The organism is Acinetobacter sp. 778_lipA, assembly GCF_058242985.1.
This window is the reverse complement of record NZ_JBZAYT010000001.1, coordinates 4,279,485-4,303,760: the sequence shown is the minus strand read 5'-3', so window position 1 is coordinate 4,303,760 and position 24,276 is coordinate 4,279,485. Positions and strand designations below refer to the sequence as shown.

Below are 24,276 nucleotides of genomic sequence, written 5' to 3'. Positions count from 1 at the left end.
GGCAATTAGATGATGAAAAAGACATACTTAGTAACGGAATATTATCATTCAAATCAAAATACGACAGGATATCTATTTCATAAGTTATATATCCATTTGAAAAAGATATATGGTTCTGAGCTATGCTTGATTATCAAAGAAGACAAAAACAATGATGTTATCGATCCTGAAAGCATCATTGTTAAAGATTTGAATTTGAATAAGAAGAGTTTGATTCAAAGGTTGTTTTTTGAATTGATCATTTCTTTTCGTTTTTTGATTAAAATATTAAAAAATGTTAAAAAACAAGATATTGTGTTTACGGGAACCACACCTATTTTTCTATTGGTTGTCATTTACTTTGCTAAAAAAGTGATAGGTTTTAAATGGGTATTACTTGTTCATGATGTATTTCCTGAAAACTTAGTGGCTGCTAAGGTTTTGAAAAAGGAAAATTTTCTTTATAAAGTTTTAAAAAAAGTTTTTGATGTTTTCTATGCAACTCCTGAAAAGTTGATTGTAATTGGCCAAGATATGAAAGATTTAGTCGACACCAAAACAAATCAAAGTAATAGCGTTGTGATCCAAAATTGGATTGATGAAAATGATATTGAAGTAGAAGAAAAAAGCTCAAATGAGATATTGAAAAAATTAAATTGGGAAAATGAGTCACCAGTATTTCAATTTTTTGGTAATATTGGTCGTGTACAAGGTGTAGATAATATTATTGAAGCGATTAAGCTGATCGAACCGTCGAAGAGACCTAAATTTTTATTTATGGGGGATGGGGCGTATGTGGAACAACTTAATCACGCAATAGAAACATTAAATGATCCAAATATACGATATATTGGACCTGTGAAACAGAATGCGAAATCTAATGGATTAAATGCTGGAGATATTGCTATTGTAACTCTAGCTGATGGAATGTTGGGTTTAGGAGTGCCGAGTAAAGCTTATTTTTCAATGGCTGCTGATAAGCCTTTATTGGCAATTATGGATGAATACTCTGAAGTTGCTTGTATGATTAAAGCGCATCAAATTGGTTGGATTGTTCCACCTGAAAACCCTAAGCTTTTAGCAAAAGCTATACTAGAGATCATAGAAAACACTTCCAAAGATAATATACAATCGTCTAGAGATGTTTTAATTAATAATTATTCTGAGCCAGTAGCAATGAAAAAAATAGTAGAGGTCTTACAATATGTCTCTAATATTAAATAAGAAATTGAGGTTTTATAGTAATGAAAAGACTTGTTGATATTATTATTGCGTCAATAGCACTTTTATTACTGTCGCCTATTTTTCTTTTAGTCGCATACAAAGTACGTAAAAATTTAGGTTCCCCTATCTTCTTTTACCAAGAGCGCCCAGGAAAAGATTGTAAACATTTTAGAATGATTAAGTTCCGTTCTATGAAAGATGCATTTGATAAAAGTGGTCAACCGTTGCCTGATGATCAACGTATTACGCCTTTTGGGAAGAAGTTGCGTTCAACAAGTTTGGATGAAATGCCACAATTACTTAATGTTTTAAAAGGTGATATGAGTATTGTTGGACCACGACCGCAGCTTCCTGAATTTGTAGAACACTATACGGCTCATCAATTGCGCCGACACAATGTTAAACCAGGGATGACTGGTCTGGCCCAAGTGAGTGGACGTAATAATTTATCTTGGGAAGAAAAATTTGACTTAGATGTACAGTATGTTGAAAGACAGTCCACTTTTCTCGATTTTAAAATTATGTTTAAAACCGTTGAAGTGATGTTTAAAAAGGAAGGAATAGACTCGCCCGATCAAGCTGTTGGAGCAAGCCGTTTTTCAGGTTCAGATACAACTGATACCAAATCGACCAATCATTAATAGTGTTAAAGTAAATCATGATCAAAAAAGCCATTTTACCTGTTGCTGGATTAGGCACTCGTTTTTTACCTGCAAGTAAATCAATTCCTAAAGAAATGGTGACTGTTGTAGATCGTCCTGCAATCGAATATGTTGTTAAAGAAGCTGTAGCTGCAGGAATCGAGCAAATCATTTTAGTGACGCATTCTTCTAAAGCATCCATAGAAAATTATTTTGACCGTAATTTTGAACTGGAAACAACCTTAGAGAATAAGAAAAAGATTGATTTACTTAAAGAAATTACTGAAATTTTACCAAAATATGTCAGCGTGATTAGTGTCCGTCAACCTCAACCATTGGGTTTAGGACATGCTGTGTTATGTGCGAAATCTGTGATTGGAAATGATGACTTTGCTGTGTTATTGCCAGATGTTTTAGTGAAAGAAAAAAGTACAGAAAATGATTTAGCGCGAATGATTCATCGTTTTAATACTTCTAAAGCATCGCAAATTATGGTAGAGGCTGTGCCTGATCATCTTGTGGATCAATATGGTATTGTGGATGTTGCATCTTTACCTGTTGAGGGTGAAAGTATCATGATGAAAGGGATTATCGAAAAGCCTGCAGTTGGTAGTGCACCTTCAAATTTATCTGTAGTGGGGCGTTATGTACTGCCTGCTAAGATTATGCAGTTATTAGAACAAACGCCCAAAGGTGCGGGTAATGAAATCCAATTAACGGATGCAATTGCTGCTTTACAAAAATTAGAAAATGTCGAAGCGTATCGTATGAAAGGTCAGACTTTCGACTGTGGTAGTAAAATTGGTTATTTAAAAGCAGTGTTACACTATGGCGTGGAGCATCCTAAGTTGGGTGAAGAATTTAAACAGCTTATCAAAGAATTGAATTTATAATATTTGGATCTGATATGAATATTTGTGTATTTGGCACAACACTCCAAGCTGGCGTACTTGCTGGCTTGTTTGCTGAATATGGGCACCACGTGTATTGGTGTCCTCAAGTAGGCGCTGATCATCAATACTCAGTACATTATCAAGATCAAGATTTAAATCAACTCATTCAAAAACAGATTAAGAATAATTCAGTTCAATTGGTCGGGTTAAAACAACTTCAATTGCAAAGTGAAGTATTTTTATTTAGTTTCAATCCTTCTGAATTTGATCAAGCCAAGCATTTGGCTGAAGAGTTAAAACGCTTTCCTATCATTCATCCAAGACTGATGATCAACGGTTCTACATTCGGTTTACAGGGCACTGAAGAGCTAAAGCAAATTTTAGTGGCTGATCATTGGGCTTATTTGCCTGATACTATTCAAGAAGGCAATGCGATTCAAAGTTTTATCGACCTAAAGCAATTAATTGTGGGAGTAGATCAATCTGAAACACAGCAGATTATCAAAGAATTATTAAGACCTTTTTTTCAGTTGAAACATCAATATTTGTTTATGCCATTTTTGGATGCTGAATTTACCAAGCTGAGTATTTCAGGCATGTTGGCAACACGAATCAGCTATATGAATGATATGGCGCAAGTCGCTGAAAAATTAAATATTGATATTCATAATGTTAAACAGGGATTAGCATCCGATAGTCGAATTGGTGCATCATACTTATCTGCAGGTGTTGGTTTTGGGGGAGAAAATTTCTCCCATGATATTTTGACCTTAACTGGTACAGTGGCAGGTTCAGGGATCAAAAGCCAATTGCTGGATCAGGTTTGGAATATCAATGAACAACAAAAAGAAATTTTATTTAGAAAACTGTGGAATTACTATCAAGGGCAGTTAACAGGTAAAGTTGTGGCGATTTGGGGGGCTTCTTTTAAAGAAAATACCTCGAGTATTGAAAATTCACCGATTCATGCCATGCTTGCAGCGCTTTGGGCACAAGGAGCAATTGTCCAGTTGCATGATCCACAAGCCTTAGAACGGGTAGCAAATTTCTATGGCGAACGCGCTGATTTAATTTTATGTCATGATCAATACCAAGCCGTAGAAAATGCACATGCATTGTGTTTATTGACGGCTTGGAAGCAATATTGGAGTCCTGATTATTCACAACTTTTACAGAAAATGGCACATCCTTTGATTCTCGATGGTCGTAATATGTTAGATCCAGATTTCGTCAAAGCACAAGGTTTTGCTTATCAGGGTGTAGGGCGAGTATGACAAATTCTATATTAGATAATGATCAAAGAAAGCAGCATTTATCAGGATTGCAAAATCTTGCTACAGAACAACAGCAATTGCGCTTAACCGATTTATTTGAAAAAGATCCACAGCGTTTTGACAAGTTCTCAGTACATTTTAATCAACTGAGTTTTGATTATAGTAAACATCGTATTGACCAAAATGCATGCGATGCTCTGTTTAAATTTGCAGATTCAAAACAATTAACGCAATGGATCAAACGTTTATTTACCGAAGAATCGATCAATTATACGGAAGACCGAGCAGCAATGCATTGGGCATTGCGCTTACCGAAACATGATCAAGATTACCCTGAACTGGCTGAATTGGTACATCAACAATTAGATCGAATGTATCAGCTTGTTGAAAAAGTCCATGCAGGACAATGTCGTGGTTCGACAGGTGAAGTGATTCAAGATGTGGTCAATATCGGGGTGGGTGGTTCTGATTTGGGGCCATTGATGGTGAGTCATGCTTTATCAGATTATAAAGTCAGTACTGCTAAATCATTAAAAGTACATTTTGTTTCAACTATGGATGGTAGTCAGCTTTCTGATTTATTACATCAATTACGCCCAGAAACCACCTTATTTATTATTTCATCCAAGTCTTTTGGTACGATTGATACTTTATCCAATGCTCAAACAGTTCGTCAGTGGTTAGAAAAAGATTTGGGCACACAAAACAGTGTGATCCAACATCATTTTATTGGGGTTTCAACCAAGCCTGAGAAAATGACAGAATGGGGAATCGCAGCAGAAAACCAGTTCTTACTTTGGGATTGGGTCGGTGGTCGTTATTCGTTGTGGTCATGTATTGGTTTACCGATTGCATTGCAGATTGGTGCTGATGGGTTTAAACAATTGCTCGCAGGCGCTTATGCGATTGATCAACATTTCCAAAAAGCTTCATTTGAACAAAATATTCCAGTCTTGATGGGTTTGCTTGGGGTCTGGAATAATAATTTTTTAAATATTCAGACCCATGCAGTATTGCCTTATGATGGCCGTCTAAAATATTTTGCTTCTTATTTACAGCAACTTGAGATGGAATCCAATGGTAAGTCGATTCAAAGAAATAATGAAAAAGTTGATTTAAACACCTGTCCAATCGTTTGGGGTGAAGTGGGACCAAATGCGCAACATGCTTTTTATCAGCTTTTGCATCAAGGCACCCATGCAGTCAGTTGTGATTTCATTGCGCCAGTACAGCGTTATAACTCTAATCAATTCACCTATGCAGAAAGTGCGGAATCCTTAATTGAGCAACATCATTTAGCTTTATCCAATTGCTTGGCGCAATCACGATTATTGGCTTTTGGTAACACAGCATTAAATGCCAATGAATTATCAGATCTACCTGTATATAAACAATATGAAGGTAACCAACCAAGTTCGACATTGTTGTTACAAGAACTGAGCCCTTATAGTTTAGGGATGTTGATCGCATTGTATGAACATAAAGTGTTTGTGCAATCTGTCATTTGGAATATTAATCCATTTGACCAATGGGGTGTTGAAAAGGGCAAAGAAATTGCCAATCAATTACTCCCTATTCTCAATGGTAAAGAAAAAGACGTGTCACAACTGGATGCTTCAACACAGGGTTTAATCAAGATCTTGCTGGGTAAAGAATAGAGAAAAATTTATGACAAATATTTTAGTAACAGGCGGTGCAGGTTATATTGGATCACATACTTGTGTGGAGTTACTCGAAGCTGGGCATGAGGTTATTGTTCTAGATAATCTATCAAATAGCTCGGAAGAATCATTAAAACGTGTTCAAGCGTTGACTGGAAAAACACTGAAATTTATTCAAGGTGACATTCGCTATCAAAATGATTTAGATCAAGCCTTTTTAACCAACAAAATTGATGCTGTGATTCATTTTGCGGGTTTAAAAGCAGTGGGAGAAAGCCAAAAAATTCCACTGAATTACTTTGAGCATAATATTGCAGGATCAGTCCAGCTGGCACAAGCGATGCAAAGAGCCGGTGTTTTTAATTTGGTTTTTAGTTCATCTGCAACAGTTTATGGAGAAAGTAATCCTTCTCCCTATCAGGAAGATATGCAATTAGGTCTACCGAATAATAATTATGGCTATACTAAGTTAATCGTTGAGCAGTTATTGGAAAAGCTATCCATTGCGGATGAGCGTTGGTCGATTGCGTTATTGCGTTACTTTAATCCAGTTGGTGCGCATAAAAGTGGCCGTATTGGAGAAGATCCATTGGGTATTCCAAATAACTTAATGCCTTATTTGACTCAAGTCGCTGTAGGGCGTCGTGAAAAACTTTCGATTTTTGGAAATGATTATCCAACTCAAGATGGAACATGTGAAAGAGATTTTATCCATGTGGTCGACTTAGCAAAAGCACATGTTTTAGCTGTTGAAAATAGAATACAAAGCCAAGGCTGCCGTGCTTGGAATATTGGGACAGGTCAACCTATTTCAGTATTACAAATTAAGAGTACTTTTGAAAAAATAAATAATATCGATATAAATTCAGAATTTGTAAGCCGCCGAGCTGGTGATTTACCGAGTTTTTATGCAAATGCATCGCGAGCCAATATAGAATTAGGTTGGACGCCAAAATATACGCTTGAAGATATGTTGGCAGACAGTTGGAATTGGCAAAAGCAAAATCCAACAGGCTATCAAGTATAAATTTAACTGTAAAAAAATAGGCGCATTAAGCGCCTATTTTTTATCGCCATTTAGAACTAACCCTGAATCAACTGAGTTAACTCATCTACATAGTCTTGCATTGGTTTAGGATTTTTATCTGCACGGCTTTCAATATTTAAGCGTAATAATGGCTCGGTATTGGATGCACGGACATTTAAACGCCATTCACCAAAATCAAGGCTAACGCCATCTGTTTGATCAATTGCAGGGTTTAGATCAGCAAAATGATCGAAGATTTTTTGAATGGTTTTTTGAGTATCTTCGACTTTAAAGTTGATTTCACCACTACACGGAAAACGTTCAATCATCCCTTCAACAAGGCTTGATAATGATTGTTGGGTTTCTGATACCACCAAAATCGCCAATAACCAAGGGATCATCCCGCTGTCACAGTAAGCAAAATCGCGAAAATAGTGATGTGCACTCATTTCTCCACCATAAGCCGCATTGTGTTCACGCATCACATCTTTAATAAAGGCATGTCCAGATTTAGATTGAACAGCAATACCATTATATTGTTCAATGATATCCAGTGTATTCCAAACTAAGCGAGGGTCATGTACGATTTTTTCACCGGCTTGTTTTAACAAGAAAGCTTGGGCTAATAATCCAACAATATAATAGCCTTCAATAAATTGACCTTTTTCGTCGAATAAGAAACAACGGTCAAAGTCGCCATCCCACGCAATTCCCATATCCGCATGATGTATTAAAACCGCATTTCGAGTGCTATCTCGATTTTCCACCAAGATTGGATTGGGAATACCATTTGGGAAAGTACCATCTGGATGATTATGGATTTTAATAAACTCTACTGGGATATTGAGCGCTTTGAACTTTTCTTCGATTGCATCAACGACATGACCCGCCGCACCATTGCCTGCATTCATCACTAGTTTAAGCGGGCGAATTTTGCTCGGATCAATATAAGTAAGTAAGTGTTCAATAAATTCAGGCAGGATATTATATTTTTGGACTGAGCCTTTTTTCTCGACTTCAATGAATTGTTCAGATTCAGCCAATGATTGGATATCTTTTAGTCCCGTATCTGCACTGATTGGTCGGGCATTTTCACGAACCAATTTCATGCCATTATAATCCATCGGGTTATGGCTTGCTGTGATTTCAATACCACCTTGAACATCGAGATGAAAAGCAGCAAAGTAAACTTCTTCTGTCCCCGTCATCCCAAGATCAAGAACATCTACCCCAGCATCATTTAAGCCCCGAATCGTTGCTTGTTTTAATGCTTCACTGGTTAAACGGATATCACAACCGATAACAATAGTTTTCGGTTGATAGATTTGACCATAAGCACGTCCTACTTTATAAGCGATTTCTTCATTTAGCTCTGTGCCCAGTTTGCCTCGAATGTCATAGGCTTTGAAACAAGTCAGTTTATTCATGTTCATCTTTATATTGTTTAAGGTTGGCTGGTAGTGAAACATCATTTTAACCTTAAAGTGTATAAGAAATTATATTGGAAGATGTAAATTTAGTTGAAGTGTGAAATTAAATAAGTGTCTACTTCATCAAGCCGAACTCTTAATATCATGTTTGATCATCCGTGATGATTTGCACATTGCCAATTTATAGCTTTTGAGATGATCTATGTGGAATCTTATAATTCATGTGATAAGAGTCACGTTTTATCATCATTACTCTTTGAATTTAAAATATTTTATTAAAGAAAATTAACTTTAAAAAGTAAAAATAAGCATTTGATTAGATTTTATAATGTGTAGAATAGAAATGAGGTAGGGAAATAATTCAAAATAATTCAATACCGATAATTAAAAGCTTTTCTAGGTGCCATTCGCGAATGTTAATAGCAAAAAAGCCCACTATATTGTTAAAAAGTTTGAGTGCTGTCAGTTTATTGGTTCTATTGCAGAACAATGGTTATACACAAGAAACAAGCTACTTAAAAAATATCAAAGAAGGTGTGACAGGTTTTATAAAACCTAAAGATGATCAGTCATTTAGAACCGTACAGCTCAAGGATTTGACCGATTTTAAATATCAACCCGATACACATATAGGCAATCAGAATCAACTGCCTATAGTAAAGCCATATACTGGACAAAAGGCATCACTCAATAATTTATATTTAGAACAAGCGCAAACAAGCAAGGCGTATTCAAGCCAAGCAAAAATCTTAAGTCTTGAAGATGCGATTCAGATTGCAGTAAAAAGAAACCCCAATATCGCTCAAACGATTTCAACATTGGCAGGACAAAATGCCAATATTGATGTGGCAAAAGCACAATATTACCCACAGTTAAAAGCGGGTATGAATACGGGTGATTTTACATCCAATGACAAAGGTCGCCAATTGTATTCAGTTGAAGCCAACCAATTGCTTTATGACTTTGGCAAAGTAAAATCCAGTGTCACCACGCAACAAAATAAATTGGCAGTTGAGCAAGCCAATGTATTAATCAGTATTGATGATATATCGACACAAACAGCGCGAGATATTTTATCCTTACTGCGCTATCGCAATATTATCAAAATAGCGCAAGATCAATTAAATGGGGTCAGTCGTTTACATGAGATTGCCCGTTTAAGAGCAGACGCAGGAATCAGCAGTAATGCCGATCCTGTACAAGCACAAAGCTATGTTGAGTACGCTCGTTCTTACTTAATTACTCAGCAAAATTTTTTAAAACAACAAGAACAAAAATTACGCACATTATTGGGTTTTGATGTGAGTCAAATGGATTTTAATATTCCTGATGAATTTGTAAAACAATCAGGTCTTTATGACGACCCTGAAATGAATACCATTCCTACGATGATTGCAGCAAAAGCAGAGATTGATGTTGCGCAGAGCCAAAAGAAACAAACCCAATTGAGTGCTTATCCCACAATTTCATTAGTAGGATCAGTCAGCAAAGCACTGAATGGTCAAAATCCAAATACTGGTTTAGAAAATGATACTGATGGTTCTGTCGGCGTGCAGATGTCCAGTAATTTTTATCAAGGTGGTGCACTGGGATCTCAAGTTAAGGCTGCAAATTTTGCTGAACAAGCGGCACGTGCAAAGTTGAATGCAACTTACCTAGATATTATGGATCAAACACAAATTGCGCGAGAAAGCATTGAAAACACAGATAAGCAGATCTGGGTTTTATTGGATCGGGAACGTTCAACAGCAAAAACTCGTGAGCTATATGAAGAACAATATAAATTAGGTAAGCGTTCAATCTTAGATTTATTAAGTTCAGAGCAATCTTATCAAAGTTCAAGAATAGAAAGGGAAGCGGCACGCTTTGATATCTATGACACGATCGCTTTGTATATCAAGGTAACCGGTAAAAGTAGAAATGCTTATCATTTAAATAACATTCAAATTCAGGGGTTTGAAGTTCAACCATGAATACAAAAACATTAAATTATCAACCCTGGTTACAAGCGATCATTACGGTTGCTCAGCATTATCGGATGCAACCTGCTGAAGAACAAATTCGACTGCAACTGGATTGGAATAAATACACAAATATTGATGACATGTTGTCCATTATTACCCGTCAAGTGGGTTTGAATGTTCGCAAAGCAGACTTCACCACGGATGTACTAAATCCATGGAGGTTGCCGGTTGTTGTAGAGTTTAACAATGGTCAAGTTGCGGTTATCGAGAAAGTCGACAATGAGGGTAATGCAAGCTTACAGTTAAGTGGTGATCAAGGCCTTTCACAAACTTTTAACTTGCATGAACTTCAAGCCAATGCCAGTCGTGTTTATATTTTTCGACCAGAAACATCGATTCCCGATGCACGTGTTGATGAATATATCAAACCTTATGAAAAAAGCTGGTTCTGGGACATCGTTTTAAAAGATTGGAAACGTTATACAGACATCATGGTTGCTTCGATGATTGCCAATATTTTGGCATTGGCAACCATTATTTTCTCTATGCAAGTCTATGACCGAGTTGTGCCATCTCAATCTATCCCAACCTTGTGGGTGCTTGCAGGTGGGGTGTTGATTGCAGCCGTTTTTGAGTTTGTGTTACGCATTGCACGGGTTTATTTGTCAGACATTATTGGTAAACGCGCAGATCTCAAGATTTCAGACCGCGTCTTTGGTCATGCACTACGTATTCGAAATAAAGATCGTGCCCGCTCAACGGGTTCGTTCATATCACAGATTCGTGAACTCGAAGGTGTTCGTGAGTTGGTGACCTCAACAACAATCAGTGCAATTGCAGATTTACCATTTTTCTTCCTATTTTTAGCGATTTTCTGGATTATTGGCGGCAACATCTTTTGGGTGATGTTACTGGTTGTACCACTGATGATTATTCCTGGGTTCTTGGTGCAGAAAAAGTTAGCTCATTTAGCCACTGAAGGGATGCGTGAATCTGCAATTCGCAACGCAATTTTGGTCGAGGCGGTTCAAGGTATTGAGGACATCAAGTTATTACGTGCTGAAGCCAGATTTCAAAATCAATGGAATCACATGAATGAAGTGTCTGCAGATGTCAGTATGCGTCAACGTAAAATCGTGGGTTGGTTAAATGCTTGGACACAAAAAATTCAAGGACTGACCTATGCGATTGTGGTTTTAGTGGGGTGTTTTGCGGTGATGAAAGGGGATATGACCACTGGGGCATTGGTGGCGTGTTCGATTTTATCTTCACGTATGCTTGCGCCAATTTCACAAATCACAGGTGTATTAGGTCGTTGGCAACAAGCCAAAGTGGCTAAAAATGGTTTAGATGAGCTGATGCAAAAGCCAGTAGACCGTCCTGATCGAGCACAATTGATTCAGCGTAAAGTCCTCTCAGGTGATTATGATTTTAAAGGTGTGATATTTAAATATACTGAAGATGATCCACGCCCAACTTTAGTCATTCCACAGTTAAAAATTCAGGCAGGTGAAAAAGTTGCAATTCTTGGACGTAATGGGGCAGGGAAATCTAGCTTATTACAGTTACTTTCAGGAATGCAATTGCCAGTACAGGGCAAGATCAGTTTGGATGGTGTCGATCAATCTTTACTTGATCCCGATGATATTCGCCGTGATATGGCATTACTAAATCAAAACGCGCATTTGTTCTTTGGTACCATTCGTGAAAATTTAACTCTGGGTGCACCATTAGCAAGCAATGATGAAATTATCCAAGCCTTAAAAATCACCAATGCTTTAGAAATCGTGGAACAAAAAAAGGAAGGCCTAGATCATCTTATTCTTGAGGGTGGTGTGGGGTTCTCTGGAGGACAGAAACAAGCACTGTTACTCACACGATTATTGCTCCGAAATCCAAATATTGTGTTATTGGATGAACCGACTGCTTCGATTGATGATGTTTCTGAAAAAGTGTTGATCCAGCATTTAAAAGAATGGTTAGGTCATCGGACTTTAGTGGTTGCGACGCATCGTCCTGCGGTTTTGCAACTTGTTGATCGTATTATCGTTGTACATGAAGGTAAGATTATCAAAGATGGGCCACGTGATGCCATTTTGAATCCTGCCCAGCAGGCAAATGCAGGAGGGACTTCAACATGAGCCAAGAAAAAAATGACCAAAATATCACAGCTCAAGATGCTGAACCTGCTCAAGTTGATCATGTCTCCAATGTGTTACAACGGCCAACTAATCCCTCTGCATTAAAATTTTCAGAACCGCCTTTACCGAAATCCACATTTATTATTTGGATCGTTGCAATTGGCTTGTTGGCTTTCTTAATTTGGGCTTGTGCATTTAAATTGGAAGAAGTTTCTACAGGAACGGGTAAGGTTGTTCCGTCATCAAAAGAACAGACGATTCAATCTTTAGATGGTGGTGTGTTGACCAGCTTAGATGTCAAAGAGGGAGACATTATTCAAAAGGGGCAGACGCTTGCGCAAATTGATCCTACTCGATTTGAGTCACAAGTGGGTGAAAGCCAAATGAAATTACTTGCCACACTGGCCACTGCATCACGTTTAGAAGCTGAAGTAAATGGGACAGCGATCAAGTTTCCAAAACAGGTTTTGGCCGTTCCTGCGTTAGTGAGAGAAGAAAGTGCACTGTATAGTTCGCGTCGTGCAAATTTAGACGAATCAATTACTGGTTTAAAACATGCATTATCTTTGGTTCAAAATGAATTGCAAATGACACAACCTTTGGTGGCAAAAGGCGCTGCTTCTGAAGTTGAAGTGCTACGCTTAAAACGAGATATCAATAATTTTGAAAATCAAATCAATGATAAGCGTAATGACTACTATGTAAAGTCACGTGAAGAATTGGCAAAAGCCAACGCTGATATTCAGTCATTACAGCAAGTTGTTGCTGGTCGTAATGATTCAGTGACACGCTCTACTTTTAAAGCACCAGTACGTGGTGTGGTTAAAGAAATTGCGGTGACAACCATTGGTGGGGTTATTCCACAAAATGGCAAATTGATGACTATTGTACCGATTGATGAGCAGTTATTAATTGAAGCTCGGATTTCGCCACGAGATATTGCGTTTATTCACCCTGGTCAACCTGCATTGGTAAAAATCACAGCATATGATTATTCAATTTATGGTGGCTTGGAAGGGAAAGTGACAGTGATTTCTCCTGATACCATCCGTGATGAAGTTAAACAAGATCAGTTTTACTATCGAGTCTATATTCGTACAGATAAAGATAAGTTGACCAATAAAGCGGGTAAATCCTTTTCAATAACACCAGGTATGGTGGCAACGGTAGATATTCGTACTGGTCAAAAAACAATTATTGAATATTTATTGAAACCATTTAATAAAGCCAAAGAGGCTTTAAGAGAAAGATAATTGCATCATGTGGTGATTATTTTAAAAAACCAATCTTCGGATTGGTTTTTTTGTGCTTTTACCGTTTTGTGATCAACACACTGATTGAATGAATCAGCATAAAGTGTGTAAGTGTATTTTGATGATTTATAAATTAATAATGCAAAAAAAGCCCCAATCTTTCGATCAGGGCTTTTTAAATTTGGAGCGGGAAAGGAGACTCGAACTCCCGACCCCAACCTTGGCAAGGTTATGCTCTACCAACTGAGCTATTCCCGCGGAGTCTGTCCAATTTTTTAAATAAAAAACTGAATAAAAAAATTTTGGAGCGGGAAAGGAGACTCGAACTCCCGACCCCAACCTTGGCAAGGTTATGCTCTACCAACTGAGCTATTCCCGCGGAGTCTGTCCAATTTTTTAAATAAAAAACTGAATAAAAAAATTTGAGCGGGAAAGGAGACTCGAACTCCCGACCCCAACCTTGGCAAGGTTATGCTCTACCAACTGAGCTATTCCCGCATGCGGTGTATAATACATCAACAGATGGTAGGGTCAAGATTTTTCTGCAAAGGAAAACACTAATTGCATAAAATAAAGACATTTTTATGAAAAAAAATCAAAATTTAATTTAAAAAAATCAAATCGAACAGCAAAAGCTTTGTTGAACACTCAGCGATGCTCAAAGAATCCGCTATACTATGTCATTCATCCATTGATCGATCTCTAAGGAATCAGCATGAGTTTAGAACAACAATTGATTGAAAGTTTAAATCAACTTGAGCCATCACATTTAGAAGTGATCAATGAGTCTGCTGGTCATGGTGGGTATTTTCCTGGAAAAGAGTCGCATTTTAAGGTGATCATTGTCAGTGAACAATTTGCAGGGTTACGTTTGGTACAACGCCACCAAAAAGTGTACGCAGAAGCCAAAGACTTACTCAGTCCTGGAAAAATTCATGCCTTAGCGATCCATGCTTATCTTCCAAGTGAGTGGCAAGGTCAAGCACCAGCAAGCCCAGAATGCGCTCACGCACCTAAAGTATAAAGTGCAGAGTAATTTAAAATGGATATACATTTGCTGATCAAAATCATTCACATGACCAGTGTTGCATTATTGATACTGGTTTTTGTTTTACGCGCTTCAACATTATTTATTAAAACACACAACCAGCAGCCGAATCCTAAAGGGCGGGTGGCTTTTGTTGCCTTGCAACATCTTTCCCTCACGGTGGTTATATTTACAGGTCTAACTTTATTGATCATGAATGAGTTTAAAGTGCAGCCTTGGTTCTATGCGAAAATTATTTTGTTTATGGTTTTCCTTTCCTCACAAATAAAAGCCTATAAAAAGGATGACACTATTCTTTTGGCACAACGTCGAGCGGGTTTAGTGATTGGCGGAATTGCTTTACTTGCAACTTTAGTTTTGGTGGTGCTTAAACCAGTTTTTAGCTGATTGTTAGACATGAATTTCACACTTGGAGAGTGTCTAGGTTAAACTAGATACAAGTTTAAAAATAATGATAGCTTGGGGAACTTGTATGCTAACTCGTGTGGTATTTAACCAAAAAGGCGGTGTGGGAAAATCAAGTATTACAGTGAATCTTGCTGCGATTAGTGCATATCAGGGTTTTAAAACTCTGGTAATTGATTTAGATCCTCAAGCAAATTCAAGCCAATATCTTTTGGGTGATGACGCCACCTATTCGGCTGAAAAAACCGCATTAGAACCCAATATTGAAAATTTTTTTAATGATGTGCTGGGGAATCATCAACAAAAAGGATTGATTGGTAATGCCATTGGTAGTCTTTTAAAAACAAAAAATAAAGGTTTCGAGCAATATATTCATCGTTCACCGTTTAAAGATTTGGATGTATTACCCGCTAGTCCCACTTTAGGTGAGTTAGAGCATGCTTTAGAATCAAAGCATAAAATTTATAAGTTACGTGATGCGATTCAGACTTTAACCAGCCAATATGATCGTATTTATATTGATACACCGCCAGCATTTAACTTTTTTACCTTATCAGCACTGATCTCAGCGGAACGTGTCCTGATTCCGTTTGATTGTGATGTATTTTCAAAACGTGCATTACAGACCCTCATTGAAAATGTTATCGAAACTCAAGATGACCATAATGATCGACTTGAAATTGAAGGGATTGTGGTCAATCAATATCAAGCTCAGGCTAAATTGCCACGTGAAGTAGTACAACAGCTTAAAGATGAAGGTTTACCTGTTTTAGAAAATATGTTGCCACCTTCAGTATTAATGAAAGAATCGCATCATAAAAATCTACCATTAATTCATTTGGCTACAGATCATAAATTGACTCAAGCCTATCAATCATTGTTCAATGAGATTGATAAAAAATAATTTCGAGATCGTGATGAAATCATTGAAAATGACTTCTGTTAAATTATCAGTCGTTGCTTTAACGACAATGGTCGTATCTGCTTGTACGACGACGGTTAAACCTACATATGTATCGCCTACGCAATATCAGGCAATGAACTGTATGCAATTGAATACAGAATTTAACCGTATCCAACAATACATTAATAATGGTGTACAACCTGCGAAACGTACAGGCGTGGGTGTTGGATTAGGCGTCGGTGGTGGTTGGGGCATTGGTCCAAGTATTTCTGTAAATTTAGGGCAATCTTCAAATACCAAAAATACTGAGCTTTCCCGATTGTATGGTGAACAAGATGCCCTTTCACAGGCAGCTCAATTTAAAAATTGTCCTTATGTCCCTAAGCGTCAGGATGTCAAAAAATAACTGTTTTGATGTTATATAAAAAGCCGATTTTAGAAATCGGCTTTTTATCACTTTTAACATAGTGTTTATTAATTGTTGGGCATTTTATTTTTATTAAAAAATTTATGACGTATATAGCCAATAATACCAGGCAAGACACTCAAAATAATGATACCGAAAACCAAATGGGTAAAATTATCTTTCACAATCGGCATATTACCGAATAAATAACCCAAAGTAATAAACGAGCCAACCCAGCAAATTGCACCGACTGCATTATAAGTTAGGAAATACTTATAATTCATGCTTCCTGCACCCGCGACAAAGGGTGCAAAAGTACGGGCAAAAGGGATAAAGCGGGCAAAAATAATGGTTTTTCCACCATGTTTTTCAAAAAATTGTGATGTTTTCAACAAGTGTTGTTTGTTGATAAATTTAGAATCAATTTCAAAAACACGAGGTCCAACATATTTCCCAATATGATAATTGAGGGTATCACCAAGAACTGCCGCAATAAATAGCAGAAGAATTAAAACCATAGGATCCATTGCACCCGTGGAGGTTGCTAAAGCACCCGCGGCAAAAAGTAAGCTATCCCCGGGCAGGAAAGGCATCACCACTAGACCTGTTTCAACAAAAATAATCAGGAATAAAATTCCATACACCCAGATACCATAATTTCTAATAAATTCAAATAGGTGTTCATCTACGTGCAAAATAAAGTCAATCAGATCCATAAGGAAGAAACTATGCGAATTGGTGCACAAATCCTAGCAGTGTGAGTTATGAAAGTCAGTATTAAAAAGTAATTTTTTAAAACTTATTATTGTTCTTAATTTGCAACGATGAGTTTAGTTTTTAAGTATTTAACTTGAAATGTTTAGTGATTAATATGTATACATCTTCAGAACGAAATACAAATTAGGTCACAGCATGTTTAATCCAAATATCGTTGTTAAAAATATTGTGAATCAACCCACCGCGAATGCGATCATTGCATTGATTGCGCGTATTCTTATGGCATATATTTTTATTGTTGCAGGCTGGGGCAAAATCACGGCTTACAGCGCAACTGTCGGTTATATGGAATCAATGGGTGTACCAGGTGCCATGTTACCTTTGACCATTCTGGTTGAGTTTGGTGGTGGTTTGGCATTGCTATTTGGTTTTCAGGCACGCTTTGCAGCATTTGGTTTAGGTATATTTAGTTTGATTACTGCGTTGTTATTTCATGGTGGTGAAGCAGATGCAATTAATTTTATGAAAAACTTTGCAATGGCAGGTGGTTTGTTTTTCTTGATGTTGCATGGTGCAGGGAAATTGAGTGTCGATCATGTAATAGAAAAATAATTTAAACATAAATACAGTTTTGAAAAGTCAGATCTCTATCTGGCTTTTGTGTGTGTTTATTTAGCGTCATTCAAATGGTTCACTTGGTGTATGCTATTTAAAAATATTCAATTCATTTTTAACAATGACTCCCAGTGAACTGATTGGCATCATTAAAGCCAAAATGAATCTATAAGCTGATTATTTAAAATGATTTTTTAGAAAGCAAAGTAACTTGATTGAATGGAGTGCGTACGGCTTATAAAAATGATAGAATATGGCGCTTATATTCGTTTGCCTGCATAGTTGTTGACTCATGACTACCAATACTCAAATTACTGAAGATCGTATCCTTATCTTGGATTTCGGTTCTCAATATAGCCAGCTTATTGCACGCCGTGTACGTGAAGCTGGTGTATATTCTGAAATGTATGCTTTTGATATGTCTGAAGAAGACATTCGCGCGTTTAATCCGAACGGTATCATCTTGTCTGGTGGTCCTGAAAGTGTGCATGAGGAAGGTAGTCCACGTGCGCCAGAAGTTGTGTTCAACTTGGGTGTACCTGTATTGGGGATCTGCTATGGTCTGCAAACCATGTCAGAACAACTTGGCGGTAAAGTAGAGCCAGGTACAGTACATGAATTTGGTTATGCTGCGGTTGACGTTTTAGTACGTGATCAATTGCTTGGTGATTTAAATGATGGTGATGACAAACTCAATGTTTGGATGAGCCACGGTGACAAAGTTTCTGCGATTCCAGCAGGCTTTAAAGTGACTGCAAGCACACCAAGCTGCCCATTTGCTGCAGTGAGTGATGAAACGCGCCGTTTCTACGGGGTGCAATTCCACCCAGAAGTGACACATACTGCCAAAGGCGCAGAATTACTGTCTAACTTCGTTCACAGCATTTGTGGTTGCCGTAATCTTTGGAATTCTGAAAACATTATTGATTTACGTGTTGAACAATTACGTGAACAAATTGGTGATCAAAAAGTTCTTTTAGGTCTTTCAGGTGGTGTTGACTCATCTGTGGTTGCAGCATTGTTGCATAAAGCAATCGGTGATCAACTGACCTGTGTATTCGTAGACAATGGCTTACTTCGTTTAAATGAAGGCGAGCAAGTGATGGACATGTTTGCGAAAAACATGGGGATCCGTGTGATTCGTGCGGATGCAGAAGAGCGTTTCTTATCTGCACTTGCTGGTGAAGTTGATCCTGAGAAAAAACGTAAAATTATTGGTCGTGAATTCATCGAAGTTTTTGCTGAAGAAGCGCGTAAGCTTGATGGCGTAAACTTCCTTGCGCAAGGTACGATTTACCCTGACGTGATTGAATCTGCGGCAACTAAAAATGGTAAAGCGCATGTGATTAAGTCACATCATAATGTGGGTGGTTTACCTGAAGATTTAGCATTTGAATTGGTTGAGCCAATTCGTGACCTATTTAAAGATGAAGTACGTCGTTTAGGTACAACTTTAGGTTTACCACATGAAATGCTTTATCGTCATCCATTCCCTGGTCCAGGTTTGGGCGTGCGTATCTTGGGTGAAGTGAAAAAAGAATATGCTGATATTCTTCGACTTGCTGATGACATCTTTATGCAAGAGCTTCGTGCAAGTGGTTGGTATGACAAAACTGCTCAAGCATTTGCAGTATTCCAACCTGTGAAATCGGTAGGTGTTGTAGGTGATGGCCGTCGTTATGCATGGGTCATTGCACTTCGTGCCGTGGAAACTGTTGACTTTATGACGGCTCGCTTTGCGCATCTTCCATATGAGTTGGTAGATAAAATTTCAACACGTATCATGAACGAAATTAAAGATGTTTCTCGTGTGGTGTATGACGTTTCTTCTAAACCACCAGCAACAATTGAATGGGAGTAAAATCAGGGTTTCAAAATGCAACGCATTTTACTGATTTTACGCCAAGAGCTATGCTCGCGGAAGCAGGATTTCAAGAAGCGAAGCTTCTTGCCTGAATTACGCCAAGGGCTTTATTCTTGGTAGAATTTGATAAATTACTTTTAAAAAGAGCACTTAGGTGCTCTTTTTTGTCTCATCATCTTGCAGATAAAATTTATAAGAAAAAGAGGGGGTGGCTTATCATGAAGGCGGAATGTAATTACTATTGGACGTTCTCAACCTACAGACACCCACTTTAAAAAGTGAATTATCTTAATAGTTTTAACGTCACGATCACTAGTATCAGGCTCGACCAGTAGTCTGATTAATCATATTATTTAGATATAAATGCATGCATAGTGATATAAATAAAGTCTTATGATAGAAACCAGATTGCTTTACCAGTTTATTGCTGTAGCCGAGGAATTGCATTTCAATCGGGCAGCTGTGTGGCTTCACATGGCACAGCCGCCACTAAGCCAAGCTATTCGTCGGTTGGAACAGCAGCTTGGTACACCGCTTTTTGAGCGTTCCAATCGTAGTGTATCACTAACGCCGGCTGGTACAAACTTTTTAGCGTCGGCTAAAAAAGTGCTGTATCTTCTTGATGATAGTGTTGAACAAGCCCGGCGTGTGGCACAAGGTATAGATGGTCATCTCAGGTTAACTTTCATTAACATCACACCTTATGTCGGATTACTTTCAGCAATACGCCATTTCCATTCTACCTATACTGCTGTTTCATTTACGATGCAAGAAGCCACGACACAAGAACAGGTTGAAGCTCTAGAAGGTGGTAATGCTGATCTTGCTTTTATGAGAAGGCCTGGTAGAACCGCACCAGGCCTTCGATTTGAGCCCATTCTGAGAGAGTCCATCGTGGTCGCTCTGCCGAGTACACACTTTCTTGCAAACTCTGAGACAGTCTCGCTGATTGAACTTTGTAAAGAGGCTTTTGTTTCATCACCCCGACATTTGGGTCAGGGTTTTCATGACCAACTAATTCAGCTTTGTCAGGCAGCAGGTTTTGTTCCACTTATTGCCCAGCAAGCAAGACAACTTCAAACATTGGTGGCATTAGTCGCTGGTGGTTTTGGTGTTGCATTATTGCCAGCTTCACTTGTACAGCACGAGCGAAAGGACGTGGTATTTCGTCCAATTCAGGTGGTTGCGCCAGATTCATTACTGCATGTCGAATTGTTGATGGTATGGAATGAACATAAACACTGCGCAATTCGGGACAGGTTGATTAATACAGTACGTGACATAATGGCATTCGAGCCGAAGATTGAGATATTTTAAATATTGTTTTGGTATAAATAATATATTTTACGGACTCAGGTAGATGTTCCATCATCATGACATTGAGGTTTACGAAGATGCATGATGGAACAGAAATATACTCACATAAATAAGATTTTTAAAGATAGAGTTGCTATCGTCACTGGCGCAGGCCAAGGGCTTGGACGCGCTTATGCACAAGCATTACTTGATCGTGGTGCTCGTGTCGTCATCAGTGATTTAGGTACAGATCGGCTTGGTCAGGGAGCTGATGAGAGCCTAGTTGCCGAGACAGTCCGTGCTTTGAAAGCATCTGATGGGCAGTTAGTTGAACACAGTGGGCGCCTAGATGATGAGGCTGGTTGCAAGCAGCTTGTGGCGCTGGCTATTGAGAAATTTGGCGGGTTGGATATTTTGATTCATAACGCTGGATGGGTGGGTTATCAGTCAATAGCAGACCAGGAAAATGATTTTCTTGAGCGTGCAATTGGTATTAATGTGCGTGCACCGATTTGGTTAAGTAAGTATGCTTGGGCGCATCTCAAGCAGTCTTCATCTGCACGGATTGTACTGAACACATCTGACCGCGCCATGTATCAACAGTATGCACAGTCGGGTCTTGTTGCTTATGCAGCGGGTAAAATGGCTCAAATAGGAATCATGAACGCCTTAAGCAAAGAAGGCGAACCATCTGGTATTCTGGTTAATGCAATCTCCCCTGTTGCGAAAACCCGTATGTGGGGGATGACTCAACCATCAGAGGACCTTAAACCAGAATGGGTAAGCCCAGGTGTTCTCTATTTGGCGAGCTCATTATGCCAAGATACAGGTATCATTCTCCGTGCCAGTAATAGCCAGTTTACAGCAACACGTTTTTGCGAGAATCCAGAGGTTATTTATCCTGAAAACCTCGCGCGAGTTGAATGTTTCAGTATGGAAGATATCGCTGAAAATTGGCAACGTATCAAGGAGTTTAGTGATGCGTAATAATCAACAATACACAATTTATATGAGCTAATGACTATTATTACTTAACTTCTCTCGATTTTGTGTAATGCTGCCAATGTCACTTTACTTAAGATTCATACACCTATAAAAAAGCCAGTCAATTGACTGGCTTTTGTTGCTCCAAAAGAGCGATTGCTAAATAGATTTAAACTTAGAAACGGTATCCAGCACGAACGCCGTAAGTGTTGTAGTCATCACCAAAACCTACACGACCTTCTAAGCTAACATTTTGATTAAAGAATTTCTTCGCAGAAATACCCCATTCATCACGATCAGTTAAATCATTGTTGTAGTAGTCAGCACCTACACTTAAGGTCTTATCTAAATACAAGTCACCACGTACTTTGTACTCATCCAAGTCACCGAATGCACCAAAAGCTTCAAAGTTAGCGTCATATTGACCTACTTTAGTTACATATTTAGCACGTACAGTTGGGTCTGCGCCGTCATCACCATCTTTAACATCATAACCTGTCACACCAAGTGCAAGTAATAAACCAGGAGCTGGTAAATAACCCACTTCAGCGCCATAAGTTGTTACTTTATTGTCGATGTTGGTGTTATCAACTTCAAGTTCATCACGACCTACACGACCACTTACATAGAAGTCTGAGTTAGGTACGTAGTATTCAAGACCTGCACCGTATTGGCTGTCTTTTACACCATCATTTTTAGCATAATTTACATTGGCTTTTACATTACTTGCGCGATCTAAGAATGCAGCCTCATTAAGCGGTGAATTACGAGTTTGTACTGGTTTAAAATAATAAGTACCATCTACACCAAAGCTATGAGTTGCATCAAAATTATCTGGATCATTATATGTATATGAACCACCAACTTCGGCTTGGTAAGCATGTGCAGTGCCAGTTAAAGCGGCTACGGAAAAGATTGCAGATGCGATTGCTAATTTTTTCATGGAATTCGCCCCTATGAAGAATTGATTGATTTATACATGTTTGGTTACAATTTCGAGTCTAGGGCAAATATGAAAATCGTCAACCACGCTATAGTAACTGAAATGTAATATTGGTGAGTTTGTGTAACAAAATTTATTTAACTTATTGAAAATAAATGTATAAAACTTATGTTTTGTTTTATTAAAATTGTGTAGATAGTGTGGATATTGGTACGCTTTGAGTAAGGCTTGGACATAATTAGTAATAAAAAAGTATTCGGAAATTAAAATACTTTTAAGTAAATGATCAATTGTAGAGTTTATCAACACAAGCTTTGACTACGATATGACGATTTTTCTGATTGCAAAAAAATCAATGCATTTCACTTCTCTTGTTATAGCGTTATTGAGCTATAGATGGATCTATAAAATCCCATATCTCAACTTTTTCCACTCTGTGGTAGAATGCCTGCGAATTAAAAGACGTCAAATGTGAGATTAAAACTCGTGGAAATTAATCCTTATCTAGTTCAGCTAAAAGACTTAAATGACCGTGGTCTAACACTACGGGGGTATCTTTGACTACGATCTAAAGAAAGAGCGTTTAGAAGAGGTTCTCCGCGAGTTAGAAGATCCAGCGATCTGGAATGATCAAAGCCGTGCACAGGCGATGGCAAAAGAAAAAGGCGAGCTTGAAAACGTGATCAACGTTTTAGAAGGCTTGGCGACACAGCTTGATGATGCACAAGCGATGCTTGATCTTGCTGTTGAAGCAGATGATGAAAGCTTATTGGCAGATGTTCAGTCGGAATTGACTGCAGCGGAAGAAGAGTTAGCAAAACTTGAATTCCGTCGTATGTTTAGTAATCCAATGGACCCAAATCCATGTTATGTGGAAATTCAAGCGGGTTCCGGCGGTACAGAAGCACAAGATTGGGCTTCAATGCTGTTACGTATGTATATGCGTTGGATCGAACGTCATGGCTTTAAAGCAGAATTAATGGAAGAATCAGATGGTGATGTTGCAGGGATTAAATCTGCAACAATCCGTGTTGAAGGCGAGTATGCTTATGGTTGGTTACGTACCGAATCTGGCGTACATCGTTTAGTACGTAAGTCACCATTTGACTCAGGTAATCGCCGTCATACCTCATTCTCGGCAGTATTTGTATCGCCTGAAGTGGACGATAATATTGAGATTGATATTAATCCTGCTGACGTACGTACAGATACATATCGTGCATCTGGTGCAGGCGGTCAGCATATTAACAAAACTGACTCAGCAGTACGTTTGACTCACGCACCAACTGGGATTGTGGTGGCATGCCAGAATCAGCGTTCACAACATGCAAACCGTGATCATGCTTGGAAACAGTTACGTGCAAAATTGTACGAACTGGAAATGAGTAAACGTAATGAAGCTGCTCAAGCACTTGAAGATTCAAAGTCGGATATCGGCTGGGGGAGTCAGATTCGTTCATATGTACTGGATGACTCTCGTATTAAAGATTTGCGTACTGGTGTTGAGAACTCGAACACGGGTGCAGTATTGGATGGCGATCTAGATAAATTTATTGAAGCCAGCTTAAAACAAGGTCTTTAATTTAAATTTTTAACAAAAGCAAAGC

At 38.2% G+C, this 24,276-nt stretch carries 21 protein-coding genes, 3 tRNA genes and 1 pseudogene; 19 read left to right on the top strand and 6 right to left on the bottom strand.

All coding sequences use genetic code 11. The features are described from left to right. The first annotated feature begins 9 nt into the window (after window positions 1-9). Genes AC4CUY_RS20385 through galE form a run of 6 tightly spaced genes read left to right on the top strand, consistent with a single transcriptional unit; the run spans window position 10 to window position 6,699 of the window. The gene (locus tag AC4CUY_RS20385; protein ID WP_419360093.1) at window positions 10-1,203 is read left to right on the top strand and encodes a glycosyltransferase family 4 protein; all 1,194 of its coding nucleotides are present in this window, start codon (window positions 10-12) and stop codon (window positions 1,201-1,203) included. Window positions 1,204-1,223: 20 nt separating this feature from the next. Next, window positions 1,224-1,844 carry a sugar transferase gene (locus tag AC4CUY_RS20380; RefSeq protein ID WP_419360092.1) on the top strand — a complete coding sequence of 207 codons (621 nt, stop codon included), beginning with the start codon at window positions 1,224-1,226 and terminating at the stop codon, window positions 1,842-1,844. A gap of 17 nt (window positions 1,845-1,861) precedes the next feature. Then, window positions 1,862-2,737, top strand: a complete 876-nt coding sequence (gene galU / locus AC4CUY_RS20375) for a UTP--glucose-1-phosphate uridylyltransferase GalU (protein WP_419360090.1) — start codon at window positions 1,862-1,864, stop codon at window positions 2,735-2,737. Window positions 2,738-2,751: 14 nt separating this feature from the next. After that, window positions 2,752-4,011: a nucleotide sugar dehydrogenase gene (locus tag AC4CUY_RS20370; RefSeq protein WP_419360088.1), complete on the top strand. Its 1,260-nt coding sequence runs from the start codon at window positions 2,752-2,754 to the stop codon at window positions 4,009-4,011. Next, window positions 4,008-5,669: a glucose-6-phosphate isomerase gene (gene pgi / locus AC4CUY_RS20365; RefSeq protein WP_419360086.1), complete on the top strand. Its 1,662-nt coding sequence runs from the start codon at window positions 4,008-4,010 to the stop codon at window positions 5,667-5,669. The genes AC4CUY_RS20370 and pgi overlap by 4 nt, the downstream gene beginning before the upstream one ends. Before the next feature lie 10 nt (window positions 5,670-5,679). Continuing rightward, window positions 5,680-6,699, top strand: coding sequence for a UDP-glucose 4-epimerase GalE (gene galE, locus AC4CUY_RS20360; protein ID WP_419360084.1), 1,020 nt, complete (start codon window positions 5,680-5,682; stop codon window positions 6,697-6,699). A 56-nt stretch (window positions 6,700-6,755) separates the two neighbouring features. Here the strand turns inward: galE and AC4CUY_RS20355 are convergent, their stop codons facing one another. Continuing rightward, window positions 6,756-8,126: a phosphohexomutase domain-containing protein gene (locus AC4CUY_RS20355; RefSeq protein WP_419819838.1), complete on the bottom strand. Its 1,371-nt coding sequence runs from the start codon at window positions 8,124-8,126 to the stop codon at window positions 6,756-6,758. A gap of 416 nt (window positions 8,127-8,542) precedes the next feature. On the opposite strand from AC4CUY_RS20355, the gene AC4CUY_RS20350 reads away from it, so the two are divergent. The 3 genes from AC4CUY_RS20350 to AC4CUY_RS20340 are packed head-to-tail and all read left to right on the top strand — an operon-like array spanning window position 8,543 to window position 13,487. Continuing rightward, entirely contained in the window at window positions 8,543-10,102 is a 1,560-nt protein-coding gene (locus AC4CUY_RS20350; protein WP_333667306.1) for a TolC family protein, read from the top strand. Further along, window positions 10,099-12,234 carry a type I secretion system permease/ATPase gene (locus AC4CUY_RS20345; RefSeq protein ID WP_336953797.1) on the top strand — a complete coding sequence of 712 codons (2,136 nt, stop codon included), beginning with the start codon at window positions 10,099-10,101 and terminating at the stop codon, window positions 12,232-12,234. The genes AC4CUY_RS20350 and AC4CUY_RS20345 overlap by 4 nt, the downstream gene beginning before the upstream one ends. Further along, window positions 12,231-13,487, top strand: coding sequence for an HlyD family type I secretion periplasmic adaptor subunit (locus AC4CUY_RS20340; protein ID WP_333669461.1), 1,257 nt, complete (start codon window positions 12,231-12,233; stop codon window positions 13,485-13,487). The genes AC4CUY_RS20345 and AC4CUY_RS20340 overlap by 4 nt, the downstream gene beginning before the upstream one ends. 182 nt (window positions 13,488-13,669) lie before the next feature. Here the strand turns inward: AC4CUY_RS20340 and AC4CUY_RS20335 are convergent. The 3 genes from AC4CUY_RS20335 to AC4CUY_RS20325 form a co-directional block, all read right to left on the bottom strand. Beyond that, window positions 13,670-13,745: transfer RNA gene (locus AC4CUY_RS20335), tRNA-Gly, on the bottom strand. A gap of 45 nt (window positions 13,746-13,790) precedes the next feature. Continuing rightward, window positions 13,791-13,866, bottom strand: a tRNA-Gly gene (locus AC4CUY_RS20330). 46 nt (window positions 13,867-13,912) lie between these two features. Next, a tRNA-Gly gene (locus AC4CUY_RS20325) sits at window positions 13,913-13,985 on the bottom strand. Between the two features lie 217 nt (window positions 13,986-14,202). On the opposite strand from AC4CUY_RS20325, the gene AC4CUY_RS20320 reads away from it, so the two are divergent. The 4 genes from AC4CUY_RS20320 (at window position 14,203) to AC4CUY_RS20305 (ending at window position 16,250) form a co-directional block, all read left to right on the top strand. Beyond that, a complete protein-coding gene (locus tag AC4CUY_RS20320; protein ID WP_336953796.1) occupies window positions 14,203-14,511 on the top strand; it encodes a BolA family protein in 309 nt (102 codons plus the stop codon). A gap of 18 nt (window positions 14,512-14,529) precedes the next feature. Next, a complete protein-coding gene (locus AC4CUY_RS20315) occupies window positions 14,530-14,922 on the top strand; it encodes a SirB2 family protein (RefSeq protein ID WP_490774622.1) in 393 nt (130 codons plus the stop codon). Between the two features lie 85 nt (window positions 14,923-15,007). Then, complete coding sequence (locus AC4CUY_RS20310) at window positions 15,008-15,844, top strand: ParA family protein (RefSeq protein WP_336953794.1); 837 nt, start codon at window positions 15,008-15,010, stop codon at window positions 15,842-15,844. Between the two features lie 13 nt (window positions 15,845-15,857). Continuing rightward, entirely contained in the window at window positions 15,858-16,250 is a 393-nt protein-coding gene (locus AC4CUY_RS20305; protein WP_490774621.1) for a hypothetical protein, read from the top strand. A 68-nt stretch (window positions 16,251-16,318) separates the two neighbouring features. Here the strand turns inward: AC4CUY_RS20305 and AC4CUY_RS20300 are convergent, their stop codons facing one another. Continuing rightward, entirely contained in the window at window positions 16,319-16,966 is a 648-nt protein-coding gene (locus AC4CUY_RS20300) for a DedA family protein (protein ID WP_490774620.1), read from the bottom strand. A gap of 196 nt (window positions 16,967-17,162) precedes the next feature. Here AC4CUY_RS20300 and AC4CUY_RS20295 point away from each other — a divergent pair, with 196 nt between their 5' ends. The 5 genes and pseudogenes from AC4CUY_RS20295 (at window position 17,163) to AC4CUY_RS20275 (ending at window position 21,729) form a co-directional block, all read left to right on the top strand. Next, window positions 17,163-17,579, top strand: a complete 417-nt coding sequence (locus AC4CUY_RS20295) for a DoxX family protein (RefSeq protein WP_419328330.1) — start codon at window positions 17,163-17,165, stop codon at window positions 17,577-17,579. A gap of 295 nt (window positions 17,580-17,874) precedes the next feature. Further along, window positions 17,875-19,443 (top strand): glutamine-hydrolyzing GMP synthase, encoded by a 1,569-nt coding sequence (guaA, locus tag AC4CUY_RS20290; RefSeq protein WP_004823655.1) that lies wholly within the window; start codon window positions 17,875-17,877, stop codon window positions 19,441-19,443. 396 nt (window positions 19,444-19,839) lie between these two features. Beyond that, window positions 19,840-20,013: pseudogene (locus tag AC4CUY_RS20285) on the top strand (LysR family transcriptional regulator); the annotation flags it as partial. A gap of 39 nt (window positions 20,014-20,052) precedes the next feature. Further along, window positions 20,053-20,763, top strand: coding sequence for a LysR family substrate-binding domain-containing protein (locus AC4CUY_RS20280; protein ID WP_419328340.1), 711 nt, complete (start codon window positions 20,053-20,055; stop codon window positions 20,761-20,763). 81 nt (window positions 20,764-20,844) lie between these two features. Further along, window positions 20,845-21,729 (top strand): SDR family NAD(P)-dependent oxidoreductase, encoded by an 885-nt coding sequence (locus tag AC4CUY_RS20275; protein WP_419328329.1) that lies wholly within the window; start codon window positions 20,845-20,847, stop codon window positions 21,727-21,729. A 172-nt stretch (window positions 21,730-21,901) separates the two neighbouring features. On the opposite strand, the gene AC4CUY_RS20270 is transcribed toward AC4CUY_RS20275, so the two are convergent. Next, the gene (locus AC4CUY_RS20270) at window positions 21,902-22,669 is read right to left on the bottom strand and encodes a putative porin (RefSeq protein WP_336953789.1); all 768 of its coding nucleotides are present in this window, start codon (window positions 22,667-22,669) and stop codon (window positions 21,902-21,904) included. 486 nt (window positions 22,670-23,155) lie between these two features. Here AC4CUY_RS20270 and prfB point away from each other — a divergent pair. Continuing rightward, a protein-coding gene (gene prfB / locus AC4CUY_RS20265) for a peptide chain release factor 2 (RefSeq protein WP_096735380.1) occupies window positions 23,156-24,251 on the top strand; the annotation gives its coding sequence in 2 pieces (ribosomal slippage) (window positions 23,156-23,227 and window positions 23,229-24,251; 1,095 coding nt in all). Window positions 24,252-24,276: the final 25 nt, after the last annotated feature.